The sequence below is a fragment of the Phenylobacterium sp. RIFCSPHIGHO2_01_FULL_69_31 genome, from assembly GCF_001824475.1.
Classification (GTDB): Bacteria; Pseudomonadota; Alphaproteobacteria; order Caulobacterales; family Caulobacteraceae; genus Phenylobacterium.
The window spans coordinates 203,875-225,956 of the sequence record NZ_MHXN01000014.1 but is presented as its reverse complement, the minus strand read 5'-3'; the positions used below and the strand labels follow the sequence as shown (position 1 = coordinate 225,956).

Here is a 22,082-nt window from a genome sequence, read left to right as displayed (position 1 = left end):
CGCCGGACCCGTCGCCGCAGGCGTTGACGGGGGTCAAGGCGCTGCTCGCCCTCGGGTGGGAGGAACGGGCGACGCGACAGGAGGCCCCCGCATGCTCTCACGCCGAACGGTGGCGCTTGGCCTGGCCGCCGCGCCCCTGGCCGCCTGCGGATCGAGCGGGTCCTATCGCGACGCCGCCACCTCGACTTGGCGGCTGATCGAGCCCAACGGGCCGGGCCTTCCGGCGCGGGCGCTGGTGCATGCCGCGACGCTGGCGGCGAACAGCCACAACACCCAACCCTGGCGGTTCGCGGTCGAGGGCCAGGCGATCCGGATCCAGCCGGATTTCACGCGGCGAACACCGGTGGTCGATCCCGACGATCATCACCTGTTCGCGAGCCTGGGCTGCGCAGCGGAGACGCTGCTTCAGGCCGCGCCCCACTACGGCTGGCGGGGGCAGATCGAGAGCTTCGACCGGAGTGGCGGTGTGCGCCTGGCGTTAGAACGCACCGCACGGCCGGACGGAGGTCTGGCCCCCGCGATTCCCCGCCGGGCTTCGACACGGGGCGACTACGACGGTCGGCCGGCGCCCGTCGCCGTCCTCCAGGCCCTGCAGCGCGCAGGCCCGGGCACGGTGGACACGGTGCTCATCACCGACGGCGCGCGCCTCGAGCAGGCCACGGAGTTCATCGTCCGCGGCAATGCGACCCAGGTTCGCAGCCCCGCTTTCCGCCGCGAGCTGAAGGCCTGGATCCGCTTCGACGGCGCCGAGGCTGCGCGCCACCGCGACGGGCTCTATGCCGCATCGTCTGGCAATCCCACGCTGCCCCGGGCGCTGGGAGCGCTGGCGTTCGACCTGGCGTTCACCGAGGCCGGAGAGACCGACAAGATCGTCCGCCAGATGCGCAGCTCGGCGGGGCTTGCGGTGTTCTCCGCAGGCACGAACGACCCCCGCGGGTGGCTCGAGGCGGGCCGCGCCTACACCCGCTTTGCCTTGACGGCTGAGATGGCCGGCCTGCGGACCGCCTTTCTCAACCAGCCCGTGGAGGACGCCGCCACCCGCGGCCCGTTCGCCGCCTGGCTGGGAACATCGGGCCGCCGCCCGGACCTGGTCGTCCGGTTCGGCCAGGGGCCAGGCCTGCCGCGATCCCTTCGGCGGCCGGTCCGCGACGTGCTTTCCGCCTGAGCCGCGCCCGACAGGCTTCAAACATCCGTTCGACTTGGTTAGGGTCGCGCCGCAAATCGCCAGACCAACCGGGAGAGACGTCCATGAAAGCACTTCTGAGCAAGGCCGTCGGCGGCCCGGAGACCCTGGTGCTGGAGGACGTGCCCTCGCCGGAGGCCAAGCCCGGCCAGGCGGTGGTCCAGGTGAAGGCCATCGGGGTCAACTTCCCCGACGTGCTGATCATCGAGGACAAGTACCAGTTCAAGCCCGAGCGGCCCTTCTCGCCCGGCGGCGAGATCAGCGGGATCGTCAAGTCCGTCGGCGAGGGCGTGACCCACGTGAAGCCGGGCGACCGGGTGCTGGGCAACACGGGCTGGGGCGGCATGGCCGAGGAGCTGGCCCTGGAGGCCGCCCGGCTGGTGAAGATCCCCGATTCCATGCCCTTCGAAGACGCCGCCGCCTTCATCATGACCTACGGCACCAGCTGGCACGCCCTGAAGGACCGGGCGAACCTGCAGGCCGGGCAGTCGCTGCTCGTGCTGGGCGCCGCGGGCGGCGTCGGCCTGGCGGCCGTCGAGTTGGGCAAGGCCATGGGCGCCAATGTGATCGCCGCCGCCTCCAGCCAGGAGAAGGTCGACCTGTGCCTCAGCCGCGGGGCGAAGTCCGGCGTGGTCTATCCCAAGGGACCGTTCGACCGTGATGGACAGAAGGCGCTGGCGGCGCTGTTCAAGGACGCCACCGGCCCGAACGGCGCCGACGTGATCTATGACGCCATTGGCGACGCCTATGCCGAACCGGCGCTGCGCTCCATCGCCTGGGAGGGCAAGTACCTCGTGGTCGGCTTCGCGGCGGGCGAGATCCCCAAGATCCCGCTGAACCTGGCCCTGCTGAAGGGTTGCGAGATCGTCGGCGTGTTCTGGGGCGCCTGGGTGGGCAAGAACCCGAAGAAGCACCAGGAGAGCGTCGCCGAGCTCCTGCAGATGTACGCCGACGGCAAGATCAAGCCGCACGTGTCCGAGACTTTCCCCCTGGCCGAGGCGTCCAAGGCCATCGCCCACCTCGCCAGCCGCAAGGCCATGGGCAAGGTCGTGGTCACCGTCTGACGGCTATGGCGAGGGCGGTCCGCCGCCCCCGCCGAAGTCGAAGCCCGGGTCGCGCGGCTTGCCGCCGCCGAGGGTCCAGACGAGGCCGATGGAAATCCCCCGCGTGTCGACACTCTGCGAGAGCCGCCGGGTCAGGCTCGGGGTGTCGACGACCTCCGTGTAGGAGAAGGTGTCCAGGGCGTCCTGGATGGTCACCAGGCCGGAGATCCGACCGTTGAATTTGTGGCGGTAGCCGATGTTCAGCATGCCCGCCGGCTTGATGTAGCCCTGGGCGGTCAGCCGCCTGGCGTTGGCGAAGCCGCTGACCTGGATCAGGTCGTCGGGCGTCACCTGCCAACTCAGGCTCGCCCGGCCGGACACCGTCACCGTGGAGCGCCTGTCCGTCAGCCCTTGGGCCGAGCCGTCGAGCTCGTTCCAGTAGAGGTTGCTGCTGACGTTGTAGGTGAGTCTGGGACCTAGCCGGCCATTGGCCACCAGTTCCAGCCCGCCCGCCCGCGTCTGGGCCACGTTGTCCCGGGTGATCAGGAAGACGCCGCCGCCCAGGTCGCGGGTGACGTCCGACAGCACCCGGTCGTTCTCGCGGTAGTACAGGGTCGCCAGGTAGTTGGCGGGGCTCTTCCGGTACTGCCAGCCCAGCTCGTACGACCGGGTCTGCTGCGGCTTCAGGTTCGGGTTGCCGGACCTGTAGGTCACGGGGTCGAGCAGGAACGGGAAAGGGTTGTAGACATCCGGATCCGGCCGCTGGACGCGTTCGCTGTAGCTGGCCGTGAAGGTCTGGGTGTCGGTGGCCTTCCACGACAGGTGCAGGCTTGGATAGGCGCGGGCGCTGTCGTTCTCGTCCTTTCGGTTCAGCGTCGCCTGGGTGAGGTCGATGCGGGAGTCCTCCAGCCGCAGCCCCGCCAGCACCGTCACATCGCCGATCGGCCGCTCATAGGTGACATAGGCCTGGCTGAGCAGCTGCTCGAACTTGAATAGGCTGGTGAGCGACGGGTCCGGGTTTGTGGGGGGCGACGCCGATCCCCGAAACCCGAGGTTGTGCTGGCTGTTGTCGTCGCGCTGGACGTCGAAGCCCAGCTTCAGCGTCGAGCCGTCGGCGAAGGGGCGGACGTAGTCGCCCTTGAGCTGGACCTGCTGGTAGTCGTTGTAGGTCGGCTGGTCGTCGAAGGCCTCGCCCGCCATCGGCAGCCGGGTGAACGTGGCGCCCGTGCGCCGGCGGTCATAGTCGGTGGCCTCGTAGCTCAGGCTCAGCGACACCTCGTGGCCCTCGCCCTCGAGCTTGCGGCGCAGGCTGGTGGTGAGTTCGCGGTTGAACCGTTTCTGGCGGACGCTGGTCTGGCGGTCGAACACCTCTGCCAGCACGCCCAGACCATCGCGCCGCTCGGTGTGCGTGAGGCTGTCGAGGTCGAAGCGAAAGCGCTGCAGGCGCAACTCGCCGCTCAGGCGGGTGTCGGCGTCGAGATCGTAGTCCGCACTGGCCCTGCCGCCGATCAGCTCGACCGTGACGTGGTTCACGCCCGCGACCGCCGTGTCGGCGAGGAGGCCCGTCGCCGGGTCGAGCCGGGAGCGCTCCTCGCGGGTCTGCTGCTTCTGCGGGTCGTGGCGGAAGAAGGCGTCGGCCGAGACGCTCAGGTCCTTGCCGTTGTAGCCGGTGCTGGCGCTGGCGAAGACCCGCTCGCTGGTCCCGGCAGTGAGCCGGGCCGAGCCGGTCTGACCCGCGCCCTTGGCCTTCTTGGTGATCAGGTTGATGACCCCGGCCGTCCCGTCGGCGCGGAACTCGGCCGAAGGATTGGTGATCACCTCGACCCGTTCGATCCGATCGGCCGGCAGGGCCTGGAGCGCCTGGCCCTTGCCTTCGCCCCGGAACTGACCCGAGGGCTTGCCGTCGATGAGGATGGTGACGTTCGGGTCGCCGCGCAGGGCGACGTTGCCGTTCACGTCGACGTCCACGGAGGGGACGTTGCGCAGCGCGTCCCCGATGGAGCCGCTCTGGGCCTGGAGGTCCGAGGCGACGCTGTAGCTGCGCCGGTCGATGGACGCCTGCACCGCCGGCGCCTGGCCGGTGACCACCACCTCGCCCACGGTTCCCGCGGGCGGCGGCTTCCGCGCCGGGTCCGGGGGCGTTTGCGCCAGGACGGCCGTGGGGAGGAGGGCGACCGTCGCCAGCCAGATCAGCCTCTTTCGCATCACCCCCTCCAACATGAACGCAAAGTCACTGGCCCCGAGGACCGATCCAGCTCAGGATACAGCTGTACTTTCGTCCAAAATACACGTGTATTTTTGGTAAGGCGGAGGATTGGGCTTGGCCGTGAAGATCTCGGGCGCCGAGAGCCAGATCATGGAGGCGCTGTGGCGGAAGGGCCCACTGACCCCCGACGGCATCGTCGACGAGGTCGGCGAGGCGCACGGGTGGGCGCCGGGCACGGTGAAGACGCTGATCACCCGGCTGCTGCGCAAAAAGGCCATCGAGGGCCGGCGCGAAGCCGAGGGTTACCTCTACCGCCCACTGCTCAGCCGCACCGACTATGTTCAATCCGAGAGCCAGAGCCTGGTGGACCGGCTGTTCGACGGCGAGGTCGCGCCCCTGGTCGCCCATTTCGCCGAGCACCGCGCCCTGACGCCCAAGGACATCCAGGTGCTGAAGAAGCTAATCTCGGATCTCGAAGATGAGTGACGCCCTGCTCATCCTCGGCGCCGCGAACCTGGCGGCGGCCGTCGCCGTGGCGCTGGTCCTGATCCTGCGCAGACCGGCGCGGAAGCTGTTCGGTCCGCGGATCGCCTACGGCCTCTGGCTGCTGGTTCCCCTGGCCGCCCTGGGCATGCTGCTACCGGCCCGCGTCGAGACCGTGACCGTCCGAGCGACCCCGGGATCGACGGCGCAGGCCTCTTCGTTGGCGGCGCAAGGCGTCTCGCCGAACGTGCCCGACGCCCCGTTCGACGGCTGGGGCCTCGTCATGGGCCTGTGGATCGCCGGCATCCTCGCCCACCTGGCCTGGATCGCGTTGCGGCAGGCGCAGTTCGGCCGCGACGCCGAGGCCGGTCTCGCCGGGCCGGCGGCGGTGGGCGTGCTGCGGCCGCGCGTCGTCACGCCGTCCGACTTCAGCCGTCGCTATTCCCCGCGCGAACAGTTCATCGTGCTGGCGCACGAGGAGACCCACATCGTCCGCCACGACACGCGCATCAACGCCTTCGTGGCCGCCGCCCGCTGCGTCAACTGGTTCAATCCGATGCTGCATGTGCTGCAACGGTTCCTGCGGATCGACCAGGAACTGGCCTGCGACGCCCAGGTGATCGCCAGGCATCCGAAGGTGCGCCGCTCCTACGCCGAGGCCATGCTGAAGACCCAGCTCGCCACGCGTCCGCTGCCCTTGGGATGTTACTGGTTGCCCGCCCGGGCCCATCCGCTGGCCGAGCGCATCCGGCTGCTCTCCCGCACTGCCCCCAGTGCGCGCGACCAGGCGCTGGGCCTGACGTTGCTGACCGCCCTGACCCTTGCGGTCATGGGTTCGGCCTGGTCCGTGAAGCCCGTCCGCGTCCATGTCGTCGAGCTGCCCACGGTCGCCCTGCACCGGGCGCCTGTCTCGATCGCCGCCGCGCCCGCGGAGGTCCCGTCGCCAATCGCGAGCCCGGCGGCGGCAACGGCCCCGGCCGCCATTCCCGCCCTGCCCTCGACGCCGGACGCGGTGCTCACAGAAGCGCAGGCCGACGCCCAGGCCGCGCCCATGCCGCCGGACGTCGTCGAACCCACAGTGCGCCTGCCCCGCCAACGCCGGATCTATGCCGTCGCCGAACGGTCCTCGGTGGAGCCCGGCTCGGCCGTCCGCCTGGTCGCCACCGCGCTCGATCCCGAAGGTCGCCCGCTCGCGGCCGACTTCACCGCGTTCGGCTCCCAACGCGAATACCGGATGGGCGCCTTCGTGAACTCCGGAAGCCGGCAGAGCCTGTTCACCAGCGTCGTCCAGCGTGGCGAGCGCCTCTGGGTGACGGCCAGCCTGAACCGCCGCTTCCGGGGCGACGAGGTGGGGACGATCGAGATGCGGTCGGGCGAGACCCGGGACCTCGTTCTGCCCAATGGCCAGGTGGTCACGCTGACGCCGACGCTGCGCACCGAAACCCCGGAAGAGATCGCCGGCGCCATGGAGCCCAGGGGCCGGGATCTTGAGGATGCCTGGCGTTTCTACCGCCGACGCTGCGGCGAAGGGGGCTGCTGATCCGGGTTGCCGCTGGGTCCGCTCGCCCTTACTGATCGATGATAACCAACACGAGGGGGAGACGGCGATGGCGGGCAGACTCGAAGGCAAGGTCGCGGTGATCACCGGCGGGGTGTCGGGGATCGGCCTGGGCACGGTGGAGCTGTTCGTGGCCGAGGGCGCGAAGGTGGTCGCCGCGGATATCCAGGACGAAAAGGGCGCCATGCTGGAGCAGCGGTTCCCGGGCCGGGTCCGCTACGCCCACTGCGACGTTACCAAGGAGGCCGAGATCAAGGCCGCCCTCGACCTGGCGGCCAGCGAGTTCGGCGGCCTGGACATCCTGTTCAACAACGCCGGCATCTCGGACGCCATGCGCGAGATCCCCACCATCGAGGCCGAGACCTGGAGCTGGATCTACGACGTCCTGGTCCGCGGGCCGGCCTTGGGCATGAAGCACGCTGTGCCGCTGATGCTGGCTAGGGGCGGCGGGGCCATCGTCAACACGGCGTCGATCGCGGGTCTCCAGGCCGGCTATGGCCCCATCGCCTATTCCTCGGCCAAGGCGGCGGTGATCCACATGTGCCGGGTGGCCGCCGCCCAGCTCAGCCCGCAGAAGATCCGCGTCAACGCCATCTGCCCCGGCCTGATCGCCACCTCGATCTTCGGCGCTTCCTTCGGCCTGCCGCGCGCCGTCGCCGACCAGATGGCCGCCCAGGTCGTCGAGAATGCGCCCAAGGTGCAGCCCGTGCCCAAGGCCGGCCTGCCGGAGGACATCGCCCAGGCCGCGCTTTACCTCGCGTCCGACGCCTCGGCCTTCGTGACGGGCACGCACCTGGTGGTCGACGGCGGCATCACCGTCGGCCCGCGGCATAGCTGGGACGCCACCGGACCTTCGCCGTTCGCCGAGCTGTTCGGGGACCTCGCGCCGCCGCAACCCGCCCAGTCGTGACCGGCGCGGGCGCACAGTCCTCCGGCAATCCCGGCCTGTCGCCCAACCTCCAGGGCGCGCTCTGGATGCTGCTGTCGGCCGTCACCTTTTCGGTGATGACCACGCTGATCAAGTTCCTGGGCGACGACTATCCGGCGGCGCTGCAGACCTTCTACCGCCAGGCGGCCGGCGTCGCGATTCTGCTGCCGGTCATCCTGCGGCACCGCGGCGCCGCCTTCGCCACCAGCCGGCCCGGCATCCTGATCTTCCGGTCTCTGGCCGGGACGGTGGGCGTGATCCTCTCATTCTACGCCTTCCAGAAGATGCCGCTGGCGGACGCCAACGCCCTGTCCTTCACCCGCACCCTCTGGCTGGTGCCGCTGGCGGCCCTGATCGTGAAGGAGCCGGTCGGGCCCTTGCGCATCGGCGCAGCGCTGTTCGGCTTTGTGGGGGTGCTGGTGATGGTCCGGCCCGGCGCGGGCGGCGAGTTCGCCATCGGTCTGCCGGCGCTGGCCATGCTGGCCTCCGCCCTGCTGTTCGCCTTCACGGTGACCGGCATGAAGGTCCTGACCCGCGACCATTCTACCACCGTGATCCTGGTCTGGTCGGCGGTGCTGGGTTTCGTGCTGTCGATCCCGGGGGCGATCCTGACCTGGCGCGTGCCCGAGCCCACGGACCTCCTGCTGCTATGCCTCATGGGCGTGATCGCGACGGTCAACCAGGCCTGCTACATCAAGGGCATGTCGCTGGGCGATGCAGGCGCCATGGCCCCCATCGACTACACGCGGCTGGTCTTCACCGCCGCCATCGGCTTCTTCCTGTTCGCCGAGATCCCCGGCGTCTGGACCATCGCCGGCGCCGCCATCGTCGTGGCCTCCACCCTCTTCATCACGATCCGCGAGCAGCAGATCGCGCGGTCGGCCCGGCTCTCCGCAGAGCCCGACGCACGCTGAGGAGGGTCAGTCCCCGCGCAGCCGCTCGATGTCGCGCTTGGCGGCCAGCTTGTGGCGGGGTTTCAGGTTGCGGCCGAGCAGGGCCAGCAGGGCGGTGAAGACCGCCGCGTCGTCGGTGTAGCCGAGGCCCGCGATGAAGTCGGGGACCGCATCCACGGGCATCACGAAATAGGCCAGGGCGGCCAGCATCATCCCCTTGGCCGCCAGCGGCGTCTCGTCGTCCTTGGCGCAGTACCAGACCGACAGGGCCTCCTTGGCGAAGGGGACCTTGGCCGCCACCCGGCGCATCTTGGGCCAGAAACCTTCGTCGACCCGCTGCTCGTTCAGCTTCATCACGGCCGGGACCAGCGCGCGGCTGGGCGCGATCTCGGCCTCGGGATCGAAGCTGACGTCGGGTGACACTTTTTTGCGGGCGCTCATCAGGCTAAGCCTTCGCCGAATTCACTTACGCCATCATATGGGAGCGAAGCGTCCATGGAACTCAATTCATCCGTCGCGGCGGTGGTCACGGGCGGCGCCTCGGGCCTCGGCGAGGCCACGGTCCGCGCCCTGGCGGAAAAGGGCGTCAAGGTCGCCATCTTCGACATGAACGAGGCCAAGGGCGAGGCCGTTGCCAAGGAGATTGGCGGCGTCTTCTGCAAGTGCAACGTCACGTCGGAAGAAGAAGTCGACGCCGCCTTCGCCAAGGCCCGCGCGGCCCACGGCCAGGAGCGGATCCTGGTGAACTGCGCCGGCACGGGCAACGCGTTCAAGACCGCCAGCCGCGACAAGGCCACCGGCGAGACCAAGCACTTCCCGCTCGACGCCTTCAACTGGATCATCCAGATCAACCTGGTCGGCACCTTCCGCTGCATCGCCAAGTCGGCGAAGGGCATGCTGGACCTGGAGCCGATCAACGGCGAGCGCGGCGCGATCGTGAACACCGCCTCGGTGGCGGCCGAGGACGGCCAGATGGGCCAGGCGGCCTATTCGGCATCGAAGGGCGGCGTGGTCGGCATGACCTTGCCCATCGCCCGCGACCTGGCCGGCGACGGCATCCGGGTGAACACCATCCTGCCCGGCATCTTCGAGACCCCGCTGATGGCCGGCGCCCCGCCGCAGGTGAAGGAAGCCCTGGCCGCCTCGGTGCCGTTCCCCAAGCGCCTGGGCCAGGCGCCGGAATACGCGCAGCTGGCGCTGACCATGATCACCAACGGCTACTTCAACGGCGAGGACGTCCGCCTGGACGGCGCCATCCGCATGGCGCCGCGCTAAGCGGCCACGCCGCCACCGAAACAATCGAGCCCTCGCGAAAGCGGGGGCTCTTTTGTTTGGGCAGCCGAAACTTTTCTAATACCGCCGCCGACGCGTCGGCCGGCTTCCGCCTGCAAGGCCGCCCAGGACGCCGCGGATCAGTTCGCGGCCGACCTGGCTGCCGATGGTGCGCAGCATCGACTTCGCAAAGGCCTCGCCCATGCTCTGGCGGTTCGAGGCCCTCGCGCGCGGCGCGGGCTGGCCTGAGGCCTCGTCCCCTTCCCAAGATCCGCGGCGCGGCGCGGGCGCCTCCGGCTCGGGCTCGGCCTTCTGCTGCAGCATTTCGTAGGCGGACTGGCGGTCGACCACCTGGTCGTAGACCCCGCGGACCGGGCTGGCGGCCAAGACCGCCGTCCGCTCCGCCGGCTGCAGCGGCCCGAGCCGGGAGGCGGGGGGCCGGATCAGCGTCTTCTGCACCACGGTGGGGGCGCCCTTCTCGTCCAGCACGGAGACCAGGGCCTCGCCGACGCCCAGGCCCTGGATCGCCTCGGCGGTGTCGAAGGCGGGGTTGGTGCGGAAGCTCTCGGCCGCCGCCCGCAAGCCCTTCTGATCGGCCGGGGTGTAGGCGCGCAGGGCGTGCTGGATGCGGTTGCCCAGCTGGCCCAGCACCGTGTCCGGGATGTCGGCGGGGTTCTGGGTGACGAAATAGACGCCGACGCCCTTGGAGCGGATCAGGCGCACCACCTGCTCCACCTTCTCCAGCAGGGCCTTGGGCGCGTCGCGGAACAGGAGGTGCGCCTCGTCGAAGAAGAAGGCCAGGCGCGGTTTCTCAGGGTCGCCCACCTCGGGCAGCTCCTCGAACAGCTCGCTCATCAGCCAGAGCAGGAAGGTTGCGTAGAGCCGGGGGCTGGCGATCAGCCTGTTGGCGGCCAGGATGTTCACATAGCCGCGGCCCGACGGATCGGTCCGCATCAGGTCCGAAAGCGCCAGCGCCGGCTCGCCGAAGATGTTGGTCCCGCCTTCGGTCTCCAGCACCAGCAGGTTGCGCTGGATCGTGGCGATGGTGGTGGGCGAGATGTTGCCGTAGCGGGCCGAGAGTTCCTTGGCGTTCTCGGAGGCGTAGGTCAGGGCCGCCTGCAGGTCCTTGAGGTCCAGCAGCAAGAGGCCCTCCTCGTCGGCGGCGCGGAACACCACCATCAGGACGCCTTCCTGGACGTCGTTGAGCTCCAGCATCCGCGAGATCAGCAGCGGCCCCATCTCCGAGACGGTGGCGCGGATCGGATGGCCGGACTCGCCGAACAGGTCCCAGAACACCGTCGGCGCGGCGGCCGGGGTCAGGGCGAGGTTCATGGTCTGGGCGCGAGCGAGCATCTTCTCGTTCGGGGCGCCGAGGGCTGCGATCCCGGAGAGGTCGCCCTTCACGTCGGCGGCGAAGACGGGCACGCCCGCATCCGACAGGCCCTGGGCCAGGATCTGCAAGGTGACCGTCTTGCCGGTCCCCGTCGCGCCGGCCACGAGTCCGTGGCGGTTGGCGCGGTTCAGCAGAAGCTGCTCCGGATGGTCAGAGAACCCGATCAGCACGCCGTTGTCGGCCATCTTCCACTCCTGGTTTCCCGTCATCACTACGCACGCCGCGTCACGGGCTCAACGGCGCCGTTCCGCTCGCCACGGGGAGCAGGCGGGAAGGACGCGGGCCGGCACGCGACATCGTTGCCGAAAACTGCCCGGTGCGGGGCAAATTCGCTCCCCTTTTCAGCGCAGACAGGGTAGAGCACACCCGATTTGACGGCGACGCCGACGCCGCCGACATTGCCGCCGAGCCATCCTCCCGAAAGCGTGCATGCCCGTCCCCGCCGCCGATCCGGTCTCGCGAAACGCCCTGGTGATCCTGGCGACCATCGCGGCCGGCGCCGTCCTCTACATGCTGTCCGACATCCTGACGCCGCTGGCGCTGGCCATGTTCCTGGCGGTGATGATCGACGGGTTCGCCCGCGTGCTGCAGGCTCGCCTTCCGGGGGTCGGAGCCCGCGCCGCGGTGCCGCTGGCGGTCGTGCTGTCGGTGGTGATCTTCGGCGGCGCGGCGTTCTTCATCGCCGACAATGCGACGAGTTTCGCCAGCCAGCTGATCACCTATACGCCGAAGCTCAACGGGCTGATCGCCCGCATCGCCGGCCTCGTCGGCATGGATGTGCCGCCGACCCTGACCCAGCTGATCCAGCAGGTGGACCCCGCGAGCCACCTGGGCCAGGTGGCCCGGGGGCTGCAGAGCTTCGCCTCAACGGCGGCCTTCGTCCTGGTGTACCTGGGCTTCATCCTGGCGTCCCGGCGCGGCTGGGAGCGCAAGGCAGTCAGCCTGTTCGCCACCCGCGACGAGCGCCAGGAGGCGGTGGGCGCCTTCCTGCGCATCCGCAACGGCGTCGAGCAGTACCTGTGGGTGCAGACGGTGACGGGCCTGATGATCGCCGTGGCCTCGTGGCTCGCCATGGCCGCCGTCGGCCTCGACAACGCCCTGTTCTGGGCGATCCTGATCTTCATGGCCTCGTACATCCCCGTGGTCGGGGGAATCGTGGCCGTCGCCCTGCCGCCGATCTTCGCCCTCGTCCAGTTCGACGGGCTCTGGCAGGCCATCGTGCTGTTCGCCGTGCTGCAGGTGATCGGCATGTTCGTCGGCAATGTGATCCAGCCCCGGATGCAGGGCCGAAGCCTCAACATGGACCCGATCGTGCTCCTGCTGGCCCTGGCCTTCTGGAGCGTGATCTGGGGGCTGCCCGGCGCCTTCCTCTCCACGCCGCTCACCACCGTGATGATGGTGATCCTGGCCCAGTTCGCCGGCACCCGCTGGATCGCGGTCCTGCTATCCGCCGACGGCGACCCGGGGCAGCTGAAGCAGCATTTGGCCGACGACCCGTCCGCCGGCGGGCCGTCTCGGGGCGCCCCCAAGACCTCTTCAAAGACGGCCGCAAAGCCGGTCGCGAAACGCGGTTCACGATCTTGAGAGCTGGGACTTCAACTGTGCTGACCCCCTCCCTATCTACTGTTGGCTGGACGACACATTCGTCTGGCGGGTGCGTCCGTTTCCCAACCCCGCGGGCGCAGCGAGCACCCAGCATTCCGTCGCTCCCCCACGACGGAAGCACGCGGCGCCGGACACTCTCCTCCGGCGCCGTTCTCGCGTCTGGTGCGGAGGAGCGGCAATGAGCCGCTCTCCCCGCGCCGGATCAGGGCTGGCCAAGTCCCTTCAGACCGAACTCCAGGATGATGCGGCTTCGGCCGGCGTGAAGGCCTTCGCCAAGCAGGCCGCCGACGACGCCCAGCCCGACGAGCTGCCCGAGCTGTCGGCCGCCGACCTCGCCCGCAATCTCGCCGACTTCTGGCGCTTCGCCGAGCGCCGACGCGGCCGCGCGCCTCAGATCCGCATCGCCGCCGCCACGGGCGCCGAACTGGATCGGCTGGAGATCGTCCAGGACGACGCCCCGTTCCTGGTGGACAGCATCATGGGCGAGATCGCCGACCAGGGCCTGTCGGTCCGGGCGATGTTCCACCCGATCGTCGAGGTCCAGCGCGACCGCAGCGGCCAGCGCGGCGCCTCCGGGACGGCCCGGCGCGAGTCGATGATCCAGGTCTTCCTGGAGAACATCGGCCCCGACCGCGAGCGCGCCCTGCTCGAAGGGGTCAAGGCGACCCTGGCCGATGTCCGCGCGGCGGTGGAGGACTTCCCCGCCATGCTGGCGCTGATGTCCAAATCGTCCGCCGAGCTGGCCGAGACCGGCAAGGCGCGGCCCGACGAGATCGAGTTCCTGGAATGGCTGCACGCCCAGCACTTCGTGTTCCTGGGCGCCCGCGTCTATGAGTATCCGCGCCTGAAGAGCGGCGAATACGCGGCCGAGGAGCCCGTCTACCAGGCCAAGGACGGCCTGGGCGTGCTGCGCGACCCCGACCGCACGGTGCTGCGGCGGGCGAACGAGCCGGCGGTGCTGATGAGCGCGGTCAAGGACCGCATCGTGCGCGACCCGGCGGTGACCATCGCCAAGTCCAACGTAAAGAGCCGGGTGCACCGGCGCGGCTACATGGATTACGTCGGCATCAAGCGCTACGGCGAGGATGGCCGGCCCACGGGTGAGGTCCGCTTCGTGGGCCTGTTCACCGCCGAAGCCTACGACCAGCCCGCCGGCGCCGTGCCGCTGGTCCGCGAGAAGGTCGCCCGGGTGATGAAGCGGGCCGGCGCCGCGCCCGGCAGCTACAACGAGAAGCGCCTCAAGAACATCGTCGAGAACCACCCCCGCGACGAGCTGTTCCAGGTCAGCGAGGACGAGCTCCTCGGCATGGCCATGGGCATCCTGCACCTTTCGGACCGCCCGCGGGTGAAGCTGTTCGAACGCCGCGACCCGTTCGACCGGTTCGCCTCGGTGCTGCTGTTCGTGCCGCGCGACCGCTACGACTCCGACCTGCGCAAACGGGCCGGCGAGCTGCTGACCGAGGCCTATGGCGGCCGGCTGTCGGCCTACTATCCCAGCTTCAACGACACGCCGCTGGCGCGCGTCCACTTCATTATCGGCTTCACCCCCGGCCAGCACCGCAACCCGGACCTGCGCAAAGTCGAGGCCGAGATCGCCGAGGCGGCGCGCACCTGGGAGGACCGCTTCGACGCCGCGGTGCGAGCGAGCGGTCGTGATCCCGACGCCGTGGCCGAGATGGTCGCGCGCTATCGCGAGGCCTTCCCGGCCGGCTACCGCGACCGTTTCGATGCGGCCGAAGCCCTCGCCGACACGGCCGAGTTCGAGGCCTTCGCTGAGGGCCAGGCGATCCGCGTGCGCGCCTATCGCACCCCTTCCGACAGCCCGCTGCACTTCCGGTTCAAACTGTACCGCCCGGGTGAGCCGGCCCCCCTGGCCGATGTCCTGCCGATCCTCGAGAGCATGGGCCTGAAGGCCCTGGCCGAGGCCGGCTTCAAGGTGACGCCGGAGGGCCAACCGGCGGTCTGGGTGCACGACTTCGAGATCGAGGATCCGCGTGGCGGCAACCTGGTCTTCGCCGACATCAAGGACGTGTTCGAGGACGCCGTGGCCGCGGTCTGGACCGGCCGCACCGAGAACGACGGGTTCAACCGCCTGGTGATGGAGCTCTCCATTCCCTGGCGCGACGCCGCCCTGGTCCGGGCCCTGGCGCGCTATCGCCAGCAGTCCGGCCTGGATCCGTCGCAGCGGGTGCAGGAACAGGCGCTGTCGAACCATCCGGGCGTCACCCGCCTGATCCTCGACCTGTTCCGCATCAAGTTCGATCCGGCGATCGCCGCCGACCTCGACGCGCGTCGTGCGCAGGCCGAGGCGGTGATGGCCGAGATCGTCGAGGCGCTGCAGCTGGTCGAAAGCCTGGACGACGACCGCGTGCTGCGCCGCCTGGCGCTGCTGGTCGGCGCCATCCAGCGGACCAACTTCTACCAGCGCGCCGGCGACGGGGCGGTGAAGCCCTACATCTCGTTCAAGGTGGCCAGCGGCGAGCTCGCCGACCTGCCCGCGCCCAAGCCGTTCCGCGAGATCTTCATCTGGTCCACCCAGGTCGAAGGCGTGCACCTGCGCTTCGGGCCGGTGGCCCGCGGCGGCCTGCGCTGGTCGGACCGGCGCGACGACTTCCGCACCGAGGTGCTGGGTCTGGTGAAGGCGCAGCAGGTGAAGAACGCGGTGATCGTGCCCGTTGGCTCCAAGGGCGGCTTCTATCCGAAGCAGCTGCCCAAGGGCTCGCCCGACGCCGTCCGCGCCGAGGCCATCGCGGCCTACAAGACCTTCCTCTCGGGCCTGCTCGACATCACCGACAACCTGGATGCGGCCGGCAAGGTCATCCGGCCCGACAGCGTGATCGCCCACGACGGCGACGACCCCTATCTGGTGGTGGCCGCCGACAAGGGCACCGCCACCTTCTCGGACATCGCCAACGGGGTCGCCGAGTCCTACGGCTTCTGGTTGGGCGACGCCTTCGCCTCCGGCGGGTCGGTCGGCTACGACCACAAGGCCATGGGCATCACCGCCCGCGGCGCCTGGGAAGCCGTGAAGCGGCACTTCCGCGAGATGGGCAAGGACATCCAGTCCGAACCCTTCACCGTGGTCGGTTGCGGCGACATGTCGGGCGACGTGTTCGGCAACGGCATGCTGCTGTCTCGCTGCATCCGCCTGCAGGCCGCGTTCGACCACCGCGACATCTTCCTGGACCCCGACCCCGACCCGGCGAAGAGCTATGCCGAGCGCGAACGCATGTTCGCCCTGCCGCGCTCGTCCTGGCAGGACTACGACAAGAAGAAGATCAGCAAGGGCGGCGGGGTCTTCTCGCGCGCGCTCAAGTCGATCCCGCTGTCGCCGGAGGTGCGGCGGTTCCTCGGGACCGAGGCCGAAGCCCTGTCGCCCAGCGAGGTCATCAACCTGATCCTCAAGGCGCCGGCCGAGCTGCTCTACCTCGGCGGCATCGGCACCTATGTGAAGGCCAGGACCGAGTCCCACATGGACGCGGGCGACAAGGCCAACGACGCCGTGCGCGTCAACGGCGCGGACCTGCGGGTCAAGGTCGTCGGCGAGGGCGCGAACCTGGGCCTGACCCAGGCCGGCCGCATCGAGTTCGCCGCCGCCGGGGGCCGGGTCGAGACCGACGCCATCGACAACTCCGCGGGCGTCGACAGCTCGGACCACGAGGTGAACATCAAGATCACCACGGGGATCCTGGAACGGCAGGGCAAGCTCAGCCGCGCCCAGCGCAACAAGCTGCTCCCGACCATGACCGACGACGTGGCCCGCCACGTCCTGGTCCACAACTACGACCAGACCCTGGCCCTCTCCCTGCTGGAGATGGACTCGGCGGGCGAGCTGGAACCGCACGCGCGGTTCATGTCCGAGCTGGAGCAGGCCGGCCGCCTGGACCGGGCGGTCGAGGGCCTGCCCGACGCCATGGAGATCGCCGAACGGCTGAAGTCCGGGCGCGGCCTGCTGCGGCCCGAGCTGGCCGTGCTGCTGGCCTATGGCAAACTGGAGCTGAAGCGGGAGATCGTCGCCAGCCACGCCACCCGGGACCCCTTCTTCGAGAGCCGGCTGGAGGCCTACTTCCCCAAGCCGCTGCGCAAGTACAAGGACGCCATCCGCGCCCACCGCCTGCGGCCCGACATCATCGCGACCGTGATCGCCAACGACATGATCAACCGCTGCGGGCCCAGCTTCCCGTCGCGGACCATGACGTCGGCCGGTTGCGACGTGGTGGCGCTGACCGCCGGCTACGAGGCCGCCAAACAGGCCCTGGATTTCGAGACGCTGTGGGCACAGGTCGAGGCGCTGGACCTCAAGATCCCGGCCTCGGGCCAGATGGCGCTGTTCCGCCGCCTGGTCACCGGCCTGCGGGGCGCCACCTTCTGGCTGGCGCGCCGTGCTGGGCGTGAGGGGCTGACGGTGGCCGAGCTGACGGCGCAGTACGTTCCTGGGTTCCGTCGCCTCCAGGGCCTGATCCCGGAGATCCTGTCGCCGGTGGAGTGCGGCCAATTCGACGACCGCGTCCGCCAGTTGCAGGACGCCGGGGCGCCAGCGGCGCAGGCGCGGGCGGTCGCCGCCCTCGGCTTCCTCACCACCGCCGCCGACCTGGTGGACCTGGCCGAGGCGTCGAGCTGGCCGCTGCAGAACGTGGCCCGGCTCTACTACGCCACCGGCGCGGCCTTCGCCTTCGACCGGTTGCGGGCGGCGGCCGGGGAGTTCCGCGCCGGCGACATCTTCGAACGGACGGCGCTGCGCCGGCTGATCGAGGACCTGCTGACCGAACAGACCCAGCTCACGCGGGCCATCATGTCATTCTCGGGCGGCGCGCAGGCGGGCGACGACGACATTCACGCCCGCAGCGCGGTGTCGGCCTGGGCGGCGCTGCGGCCGGAGCAGTCGCGGGCGGCGACGCGCACGGTCGACGAGATCGAGGCCGGCGGCGGCGGATGGACGTTCGCCAAGCTCACCATCGCCAACGCGGCCCTGCGTGAACTGGCCGCCGAGGCGGCGAGCGGGCGCAAGCGGCGGAGCTGAGCCGGACGTTCCACCTCCGCCGCCCTGGGGAGGCGCCCGCATCGGGGTGCGGGGCGTCGCTGAGAGGCCGGTCGGGGGAACCCGGCCGGTGCGGCGGCGGAGGCGGGTCCGGGGCCACGGGGAAAATTGCGGCCCCTGGATCGGCGTCAGCCCGATGACCGTGCCCGCCGCGGGCCTTGGCCGCACGCCCCGTGCGATGGACGCCGCCCTTGCGTCGACGAACGACCTCAGGCCGTGGCGTTGAGACCCAGCCGTGCGAGGACCGCCTTCACATAGGTGGGGCCCACCGCGACGTTCACGCCATCGCGCAGCACGAGTGCGATCAGGCCCTTCCCCAGACGCTGCACCTCCTGGACCCGGCTGAGGTTCACGAAGGCCGAGCGGTGGACGCGGGTCAGCATCGTGGGGTCGAGCATTTCCTCGAGCGCGGTCATGGTCAGCCGGTGGATGTGGCTGCGCGTGGGGGTGTGCAGCAGCACATAGTCCCGCGCCGCCTCGATCCAGTCGAGGTCTGCGGCCGAGACCCGCACGTGGCCGTTGCGCCCCGGCACCCAGAACGACACGGCCTCGGCCGCCACCGGCGGGACCTCAGGCGGCGCTTCGCGCAGGGCGCGGCGCCGGCGGGCCCGCTCCACCGCCTGGCGCAGCCGGTCGAAACGCACCGGCTTCAGCAGATAGTCGGCCGCTTCCACGTCGAAGGCGTCGGCGCCGTACATCTCGAACGCGGTGACGAAGACGATTTCCGGGCGCTCGTCGGCCGGCAGCGTCGCGGCCACCGACAGGCCGCTGCGTTCCGGCATCTGGATGTCCAGCATGACGAGGTCGGGGGTCAGCGCCTGGATCTGCTCCAGGGCCTCGCGCCCGTTGCGCGCCACGCCGACGACCTCGACCCCCGAGATCTGCTCGAACAGCGCCTGCAGCCGCTCCAGCGCGGCGGGCTCGTCGTCCACCAGCAGCACGCGCATATCAGGCCACCCGCCGCGCCGCTTTCGGCTTCAGCGTCCGGATCAGCGGCATCCGAACCATCGCGAGGAATCCCCGCTCGCGCGCCGTGGTCTGGAGCACGCCGCGCGGGCCGTACAGGACCTCGAGCCGCTGGCGGATGTTCTTCAGGCCGACGCCGCCGCCCTGGGCCGGCTCGCCCAGCCGCTCAGCGTCGTCCTCGACCAGCACCACCAGGTCGTCGCCATCGCGCGCGACCTCGAGGCGGACGGTGACCGCGCCGGTGGCGCGCGAGACCCCGTGCTTGACCGCGTTTTCGATCAGCGGCTGCAGGATGAAGCTGGGCACCACGGCGCCGCGCAGGTCGTCGGGACACGAGAAATCCACGCCCAGCCGGTCGCGGAAGCGGACGCTCTCGATCTCCAGATAGGCCTGGATGTTGGCCAGCTCGTCCTCCAGCGGGATCATCCCTTCCGGATCGGCCGCCAGCGTCACCCGCAGGAAGCCGGCCAGCTTCTCCAGCATGTCCTCCGCCTCGGCGTTACGCTTGGTGATGACGGCGGACGAGACGGCGTTCAGGGTGTTGAACAGGAAGTGGGGGTTGAGCTGGTAGCGGAGCGCGGCGAGCCGGGCGGCGGTGGCCTGGCCCTCGGCCTCGGCCGCGGCGGTGCGGGCGTCGGCAAGCTGGCGCTCGTGCTCCAGCAGCGCCCGGTTGGCCTGCAGCATCATGTAGAACGCCCCCAGCAGCCCATACATCCACGACAGGCCGAATAGGTTGCTGATACCCCGAAACACCAGGCGCTGGTTGGCAAGCTGCGCCGCGGCGGGGTCGATCAGGTCGCGCAGTGCGCCGCCGAGGGTCAGGTCGGCCAGCGAGTTCACCGCCCCGCAGGTCAGGGCCAGCCCGACCAGCGCCCCGTAGCGGACCGCCGCCGACCGATGTCGCAGCCGCGCCATCACCCGGTAGACGATCAGCGACAGGCCGCAGCCGACCACCGCGATGAGCAGGACGCTGGCGCCCACCGCTGCGTTGGCCCGGCCGTCGATGGCGATCGGCAGCAGGTTGAAGACGATGTCGAGGCCCCACACCGCCAGGGTCAGCCAAAGGGCCTGGCGGGCGGTCTTGCGGTCGATCTCGCGGATGAAGGCGGCTGGCATTGCGGCGACCATAGCGCAGGCGTGGGGTCCGGACGCCAGGGTTCGTCGCAGGCTCGTCCGGTCCGGTCGAAAGGCCGGTGGGTCCGCGAGCCGCCCTGGTCGGCGTCCCGCCGGGGTTCGTCGATGCGGCGCAGGCGGACCGGCGCAGGTCGCCCGGCGGCTGACGGCGCCCCGACCGCCCGTCAGTTTCGCCGCGATCCCAGCAACAGACGGAGTAACAGCGTGCGTAAGCTTGTTTCCCTCGCCGCCCTGGCCTGTGCGGCCTCCATGGCCACCGGCGCCGAGGCGGCCCAGATCTTTCGGCAGAACTTCTCGGGCGGGCTCACCGCGCAAGAGCAGGTGAGCGGCAACTTCCGGGTCGGCAACGGCATCGTCGGCCACGCGACGGGCGGCTACCGGGACTACGAGTACTCCTTCTACCAGCTCTCGCTGGACCTGACGCAGTACCTCGACGCCCTGCTGGTGTTCGACTTCGACATCGTCTCGGAAGCCCGCTACGACGGCTTCAACGTCGTGGCCTCGGACACCGGCGTGTTCGAGCCCAAGGCGGGCCTGCTGTCGCCCATCACGGCCGGCGTCTACGCGCCGATGAGCAACAACCTCTCCCGGCTCGGGGACACCGGCGTCTCCGGGACGAAGGCCGGCCGGGCCACCTTCGACCTGAGCCAGTTCGCTGGCGGGACCGTGGACCTGCGCTTCCAGTTCCAGTCCGACTACTTCGCCACCGGGCGGGGCCTGCAGCTCGACAATCTCGTCGTCACCGGCACGCCGGTGGCCGGGGTTCCCGAGCCCGCCACCTGGGCGATGATGATCTTGGGCTTCGGCGCGGCCGGCTCGGTCCTCCGCCGCCGTCGGATGGCCCTGGCCTAGCTTCCCAGCCGGAACGGCACCGTGCGGCGCTCGTGCTTGGGCACGCTGAGCCGCCGGTCCACCGGCGGGAAGGCCCGCTGGGCGCAGTCGTCGCGCTCGCAGATCCGGCAGCTGACCCCGATCGGCGCGGCGGGCCCCTTGAGGTCCAGACCTTCGGAATAGACCAGCTCATGGGCGTGGGCGATCTCGCAGCCGAAGCCCAGCACATAGCGGCGGTCGGGCGCCAAGTAGCTCTCCGACCGCTTCACCACCGCCCGCGCTACGCAGAGGTAGCGGTCGCCGTCCGGCATGGACGCCACCTGCACCAGGAACCGGTCCGGCGAGGCCACCGCGTCGTGCACGTTCCACAGCGGGCAGGCGCCGCCGAACCGGGCGAACCGGAACCGCGTGGCGCTGTGCCGCTTGGTGATGTTTCCCGCATAGTCCAGCCGCACGAAATAGAATGGCACCCCCCGCTGGCCCGGACGCTGGAGGGTGGAGAGCCGGTGGCACACCTGCTCCAGGCTGGCCCCGAAGTGGGCGGCGAGCTGCTCCACGTCGTGCCGCTGCTCCCGCGCCGCGGCCGCGAACCGGCGGTAGGGCGTCAGGAGGGCGCCGGCGGCGTAGTTGCCCAGGCCGATGCGGCAGACGTCCACCGCCTCCGGGCTCTTGAACCGCGCGTCGCTGAGCTCGGCCTCGATGATGTCCGAGAGGTTCGCCACCGCCACGTGGAACGCCATCTGGAAGGCCCGGGTGGCGGCGGGCTGGGCGGTGTTCAGCCACAGCTCGTGCACGGCCGGGTCGTAGCGGCGCATCACGTCGCCCAGCGGCGCATAGCGCACACGCACGCCCAGCCGCTCGCGCAGGTACATTTCCAGCAGCATGTCCGCCGACGCCGGCTGGTCCAGGCCGATCTCCTGGGCCAGGTCCTCGGCCGCCCGGTCCAGGCTGTCGATGTAGTTGTCCTTGAAGTGGAAGAAGTCGCGGACCTCTTCGTAGGGCAGCAGCGAGCTGGCCGACATGGCCTCGTCCAGGGCCACCGCCTCCTCGGTCAGCTTCAGGCGCTCGGCCAGGCGGTGGTTGGCGCGGTGCAGGTCCAGGAACCGGCGGGCCAGCCCCGGCGACTGCTGGGCCACCTGGCGCAGCTCGCTGAGCGGGATGGGAACCTCGGCCGAGCCGCTCTCGGCCACGGCCTCCCGCAGGTCCGCCAGCAGGCGCTGGTCGCCATCGGCCTCGAAGGTTTCGGCCGGGACGCCGAAGGTCTCGATCAGGCCCATCAGCACGCGGTCGGTGACCGGCCGCTGGTTGGCCTCGATCTGGGAAAGATAACTCACCGAGATGCCGAGCTTGCGGGCGCAGGCCTCCAGCCGCCATCCGTTCCGGGCGCGCAAGCTGCGCACCTTGGGTCCGACGAAGAGCTTGTATCGCATTTTACAATTTCACAAATGCGGCGCCCGCGAAGGCCAACTCTTCGCACGATGTCATTTGAGCTGCGAGGGAAAATAGCGCGTATTCCGCGGCGAGTGTTCCGGAGCGTCGCCTCGCAGGC

16 protein-coding genes are annotated in these 22,082 nt (G+C 70.2%); 10 read left to right on the top strand and 6 right to left on the bottom strand.

The window, feature by feature from the left end:
* Positions 1–91: 91 nt before the first annotated feature.
* Both A2790_RS10385 and A2790_RS10380 read left to right on the top strand, forming a co-directional pair.
* Positions 92–1,165 carry a hypothetical protein gene (locus A2790_RS10385; protein WP_293390905.1) on the top strand — a complete coding sequence of 358 codons (1,074 nt, stop codon included), beginning with the start codon at positions 92–94 and terminating at the stop codon, positions 1,163–1,165.
* Between the two features lie 83 nt (positions 1,166–1,248).
* Positions 1,249–2,247: an NADPH:quinone oxidoreductase family protein gene (locus A2790_RS10380; RefSeq protein WP_293390902.1), complete on the top strand. Its 999-nt coding sequence runs from the start codon at positions 1,249–1,251 to the stop codon at positions 2,245–2,247.
* Between the two features lie 3 nt (positions 2,248–2,250).
* Here the strand turns inward: A2790_RS10380 and A2790_RS10375 are convergent, their stop codons facing one another.
* A complete protein-coding gene (locus A2790_RS10375) occupies positions 2,251–4,431 on the bottom strand; it encodes a TonB-dependent receptor (protein WP_293390899.1) in 2,181 nt (726 codons plus the stop codon).
* 121 nt (positions 4,432–4,552) lie between these two features.
* Here A2790_RS10375 and A2790_RS10370 point away from each other — a divergent pair, with 121 nt between their 5' ends.
* The 4 genes from A2790_RS10370 (at position 4,553) to A2790_RS10355 (ending at position 8,315) form a co-directional block, all read left to right on the top strand.
* A complete protein-coding gene (locus A2790_RS10370; protein ID WP_293391439.1) occupies positions 4,553–4,918 on the top strand; it encodes a BlaI/MecI/CopY family transcriptional regulator in 366 nt (121 codons plus the stop codon).
* Positions 4,911–6,455: a M56 family metallopeptidase gene (locus tag A2790_RS10365; RefSeq protein WP_293390896.1), complete on the top strand. Its 1,545-nt coding sequence runs from the start codon at positions 4,911–4,913 to the stop codon at positions 6,453–6,455. Before A2790_RS10370 ends, A2790_RS10365 begins: the two co-directional genes overlap by 8 nt.
* 67 nt (positions 6,456–6,522) lie before the next feature.
* On the top strand, positions 6,523–7,383 hold the full coding sequence (locus A2790_RS10360) for an SDR family oxidoreductase (protein ID WP_293390893.1): 861 nt from the start codon (positions 6,523–6,525) through the stop codon (positions 7,381–7,383).
* The gene (locus A2790_RS10355; protein WP_363080740.1) at positions 7,380–8,315 is read left to right on the top strand and encodes a DMT family transporter; all 936 of its coding nucleotides are present in this window, start codon (positions 7,380–7,382) and stop codon (positions 8,313–8,315) included. The genes A2790_RS10360 and A2790_RS10355 overlap by 4 nt, the downstream gene beginning before the upstream one ends.
* 6 nt (positions 8,316–8,321) lie before the next feature.
* Here the strand turns inward: A2790_RS10355 and A2790_RS10350 are convergent, their stop codons facing one another.
* Positions 8,322–8,735, bottom strand: a complete 414-nt coding sequence (locus tag A2790_RS10350; RefSeq protein ID WP_293390890.1) for a YkvA family protein — start codon at positions 8,733–8,735, stop codon at positions 8,322–8,324.
* Between the two features lie 54 nt (positions 8,736–8,789).
* Between A2790_RS10350 and A2790_RS10345 the strand changes: the two genes are divergently transcribed.
* Positions 8,790–9,569, top strand: coding sequence for an SDR family NAD(P)-dependent oxidoreductase (locus A2790_RS10345; RefSeq protein ID WP_293390887.1), 780 nt, complete (start codon positions 8,790–8,792; stop codon positions 9,567–9,569).
* 75 nt (positions 9,570–9,644) lie between these two features.
* Here the strand turns inward: A2790_RS10345 and A2790_RS10340 are convergent, their stop codons facing one another.
* A complete protein-coding gene (locus A2790_RS10340) occupies positions 9,645–11,144 on the bottom strand; it encodes a helicase HerA-like domain-containing protein (RefSeq protein WP_293390884.1) in 1,500 nt (499 codons plus the stop codon).
* 244 nt (positions 11,145–11,388) lie between these two features.
* On the opposite strand from A2790_RS10340, the gene A2790_RS10335 reads away from it, so the two are divergent.
* Positions 11,389–12,543 carry an AI-2E family transporter gene (locus tag A2790_RS10335; RefSeq protein ID WP_293390881.1) on the top strand — a complete coding sequence of 385 codons (1,155 nt, stop codon included), beginning with the start codon at positions 11,389–11,391 and terminating at the stop codon, positions 12,541–12,543.
* A 199-nt stretch (positions 12,544–12,742) separates the two neighbouring features.
* Positions 12,743–17,584: an NAD-glutamate dehydrogenase gene (locus tag A2790_RS10330; RefSeq protein WP_293390878.1), complete on the top strand. Its 4,842-nt coding sequence runs from the start codon at positions 12,743–12,745 to the stop codon at positions 17,582–17,584.
* A gap of 227 nt (positions 17,585–17,811) precedes the next feature.
* Here A2790_RS10330 and A2790_RS10325 read toward each other — a convergent pair whose 3' ends face one another.
* Together A2790_RS10325 and A2790_RS10320 are read right to left on the bottom strand one after the other, a co-directional pair.
* The gene (locus A2790_RS10325) at positions 17,812–18,549 is read right to left on the bottom strand and encodes a LytTR family DNA-binding domain-containing protein (RefSeq protein ID WP_293390875.1); all 738 of its coding nucleotides are present in this window, start codon (positions 18,547–18,549) and stop codon (positions 17,812–17,814) included.
* Position 18,550: 1 nt separating this feature from the next.
* On the bottom strand, positions 18,551–19,684 hold the full coding sequence (locus A2790_RS10320; RefSeq protein ID WP_293390872.1) for a histidine kinase: 1,134 nt from the start codon (positions 19,682–19,684) through the stop codon (positions 18,551–18,553).
* A 222-nt stretch (positions 19,685–19,906) separates the two neighbouring features.
* Here A2790_RS10320 and A2790_RS10315 point away from each other — a divergent pair, with 222 nt between their 5' ends.
* A complete protein-coding gene (locus A2790_RS10315) occupies positions 19,907–20,554 on the top strand; it encodes a PEPxxWA-CTERM sorting domain-containing protein (protein WP_293390869.1) in 648 nt (215 codons plus the stop codon).
* On the opposite strand, the gene A2790_RS10310 is transcribed toward A2790_RS10315, so the two are convergent.
* Positions 20,551–21,963 carry a short-chain fatty acyl-CoA regulator family protein gene (locus tag A2790_RS10310; RefSeq protein ID WP_293390866.1) on the bottom strand — a complete coding sequence of 471 codons (1,413 nt, stop codon included), beginning with the start codon at positions 21,961–21,963 and terminating at the stop codon, positions 20,551–20,553. The genes A2790_RS10315 and A2790_RS10310 overlap by 4 nt on opposite strands.
* Positions 21,964–22,082: the final 119 nt, after the last annotated feature.

Bases quoted from the DNA above. Each gene is read 5' to 3' on its own strand.
- A2790_RS10385 (WP_293390905.1), top strand. From the start codon at position 92: ATGCTCTCACGCCGAACGGTGGCGCTTGGCCTGGCCGCCGCGCCCCTG.
- A2790_RS10380 (WP_293390902.1), top strand. From the start codon at position 1,249: ATGAAAGCACTTCTGAGCAAGGCCGTCGGCGGCCCGGAGACCCTGGTG.
- A2790_RS10375 (WP_293390899.1), bottom strand. From the start codon at position 4,431: ATGCGAAAGAGGCTGATCTGGCTGGCGACGGTCGCCCTCCTCCCCACG.
- A2790_RS10365 (WP_293390896.1), top strand. From the start codon at position 4,911: ATGAGTGACGCCCTGCTCATCCTCGGCGCCGCGAACCTGGCGGCGGCC.
- A2790_RS10360 (WP_293390893.1), top strand. From the start codon at position 6,523: ATGGCGGGCAGACTCGAAGGCAAGGTCGCGGTGATCACCGGCGGGGTG.
- A2790_RS10350 (WP_293390890.1), bottom strand. From the start codon at position 8,735: ATGAGCGCCCGCAAAAAAGTGTCACCCGACGTCAGCTTCGATCCCGAG.
- A2790_RS10345 (WP_293390887.1), top strand. From the start codon at position 8,790: ATGGAACTCAATTCATCCGTCGCGGCGGTGGTCACGGGCGGCGCCTCG.
- A2790_RS10340 (WP_293390884.1), bottom strand. From the start codon at position 11,144: ATGGCCGACAACGGCGTGCTGATCGGGTTCTCTGACCATCCGGAGCAG.
- A2790_RS10335 (WP_293390881.1), top strand. From the start codon at position 11,389: ATGCCCGTCCCCGCCGCCGATCCGGTCTCGCGAAACGCCCTGGTGATC.
- A2790_RS10330 (WP_293390878.1), top strand. From the start codon at position 12,743: ATGAGCCGCTCTCCCCGCGCCGGATCAGGGCTGGCCAAGTCCCTTCAG.
- A2790_RS10325 (WP_293390875.1), bottom strand. From the start codon at position 18,549: ATGCGCGTGCTGCTGGTGGACGACGAGCCCGCCGCGCTGGAGCGGCTG.
- A2790_RS10320 (WP_293390872.1), bottom strand. From the start codon at position 19,684: ATGCCAGCCGCCTTCATCCGCGAGATCGACCGCAAGACCGCCCGCCAG.
- A2790_RS10310 (WP_293390866.1), bottom strand. From the start codon at position 21,963: ATGCGATACAAGCTCTTCGTCGGACCCAAGGTGCGCAGCTTGCGCGCC.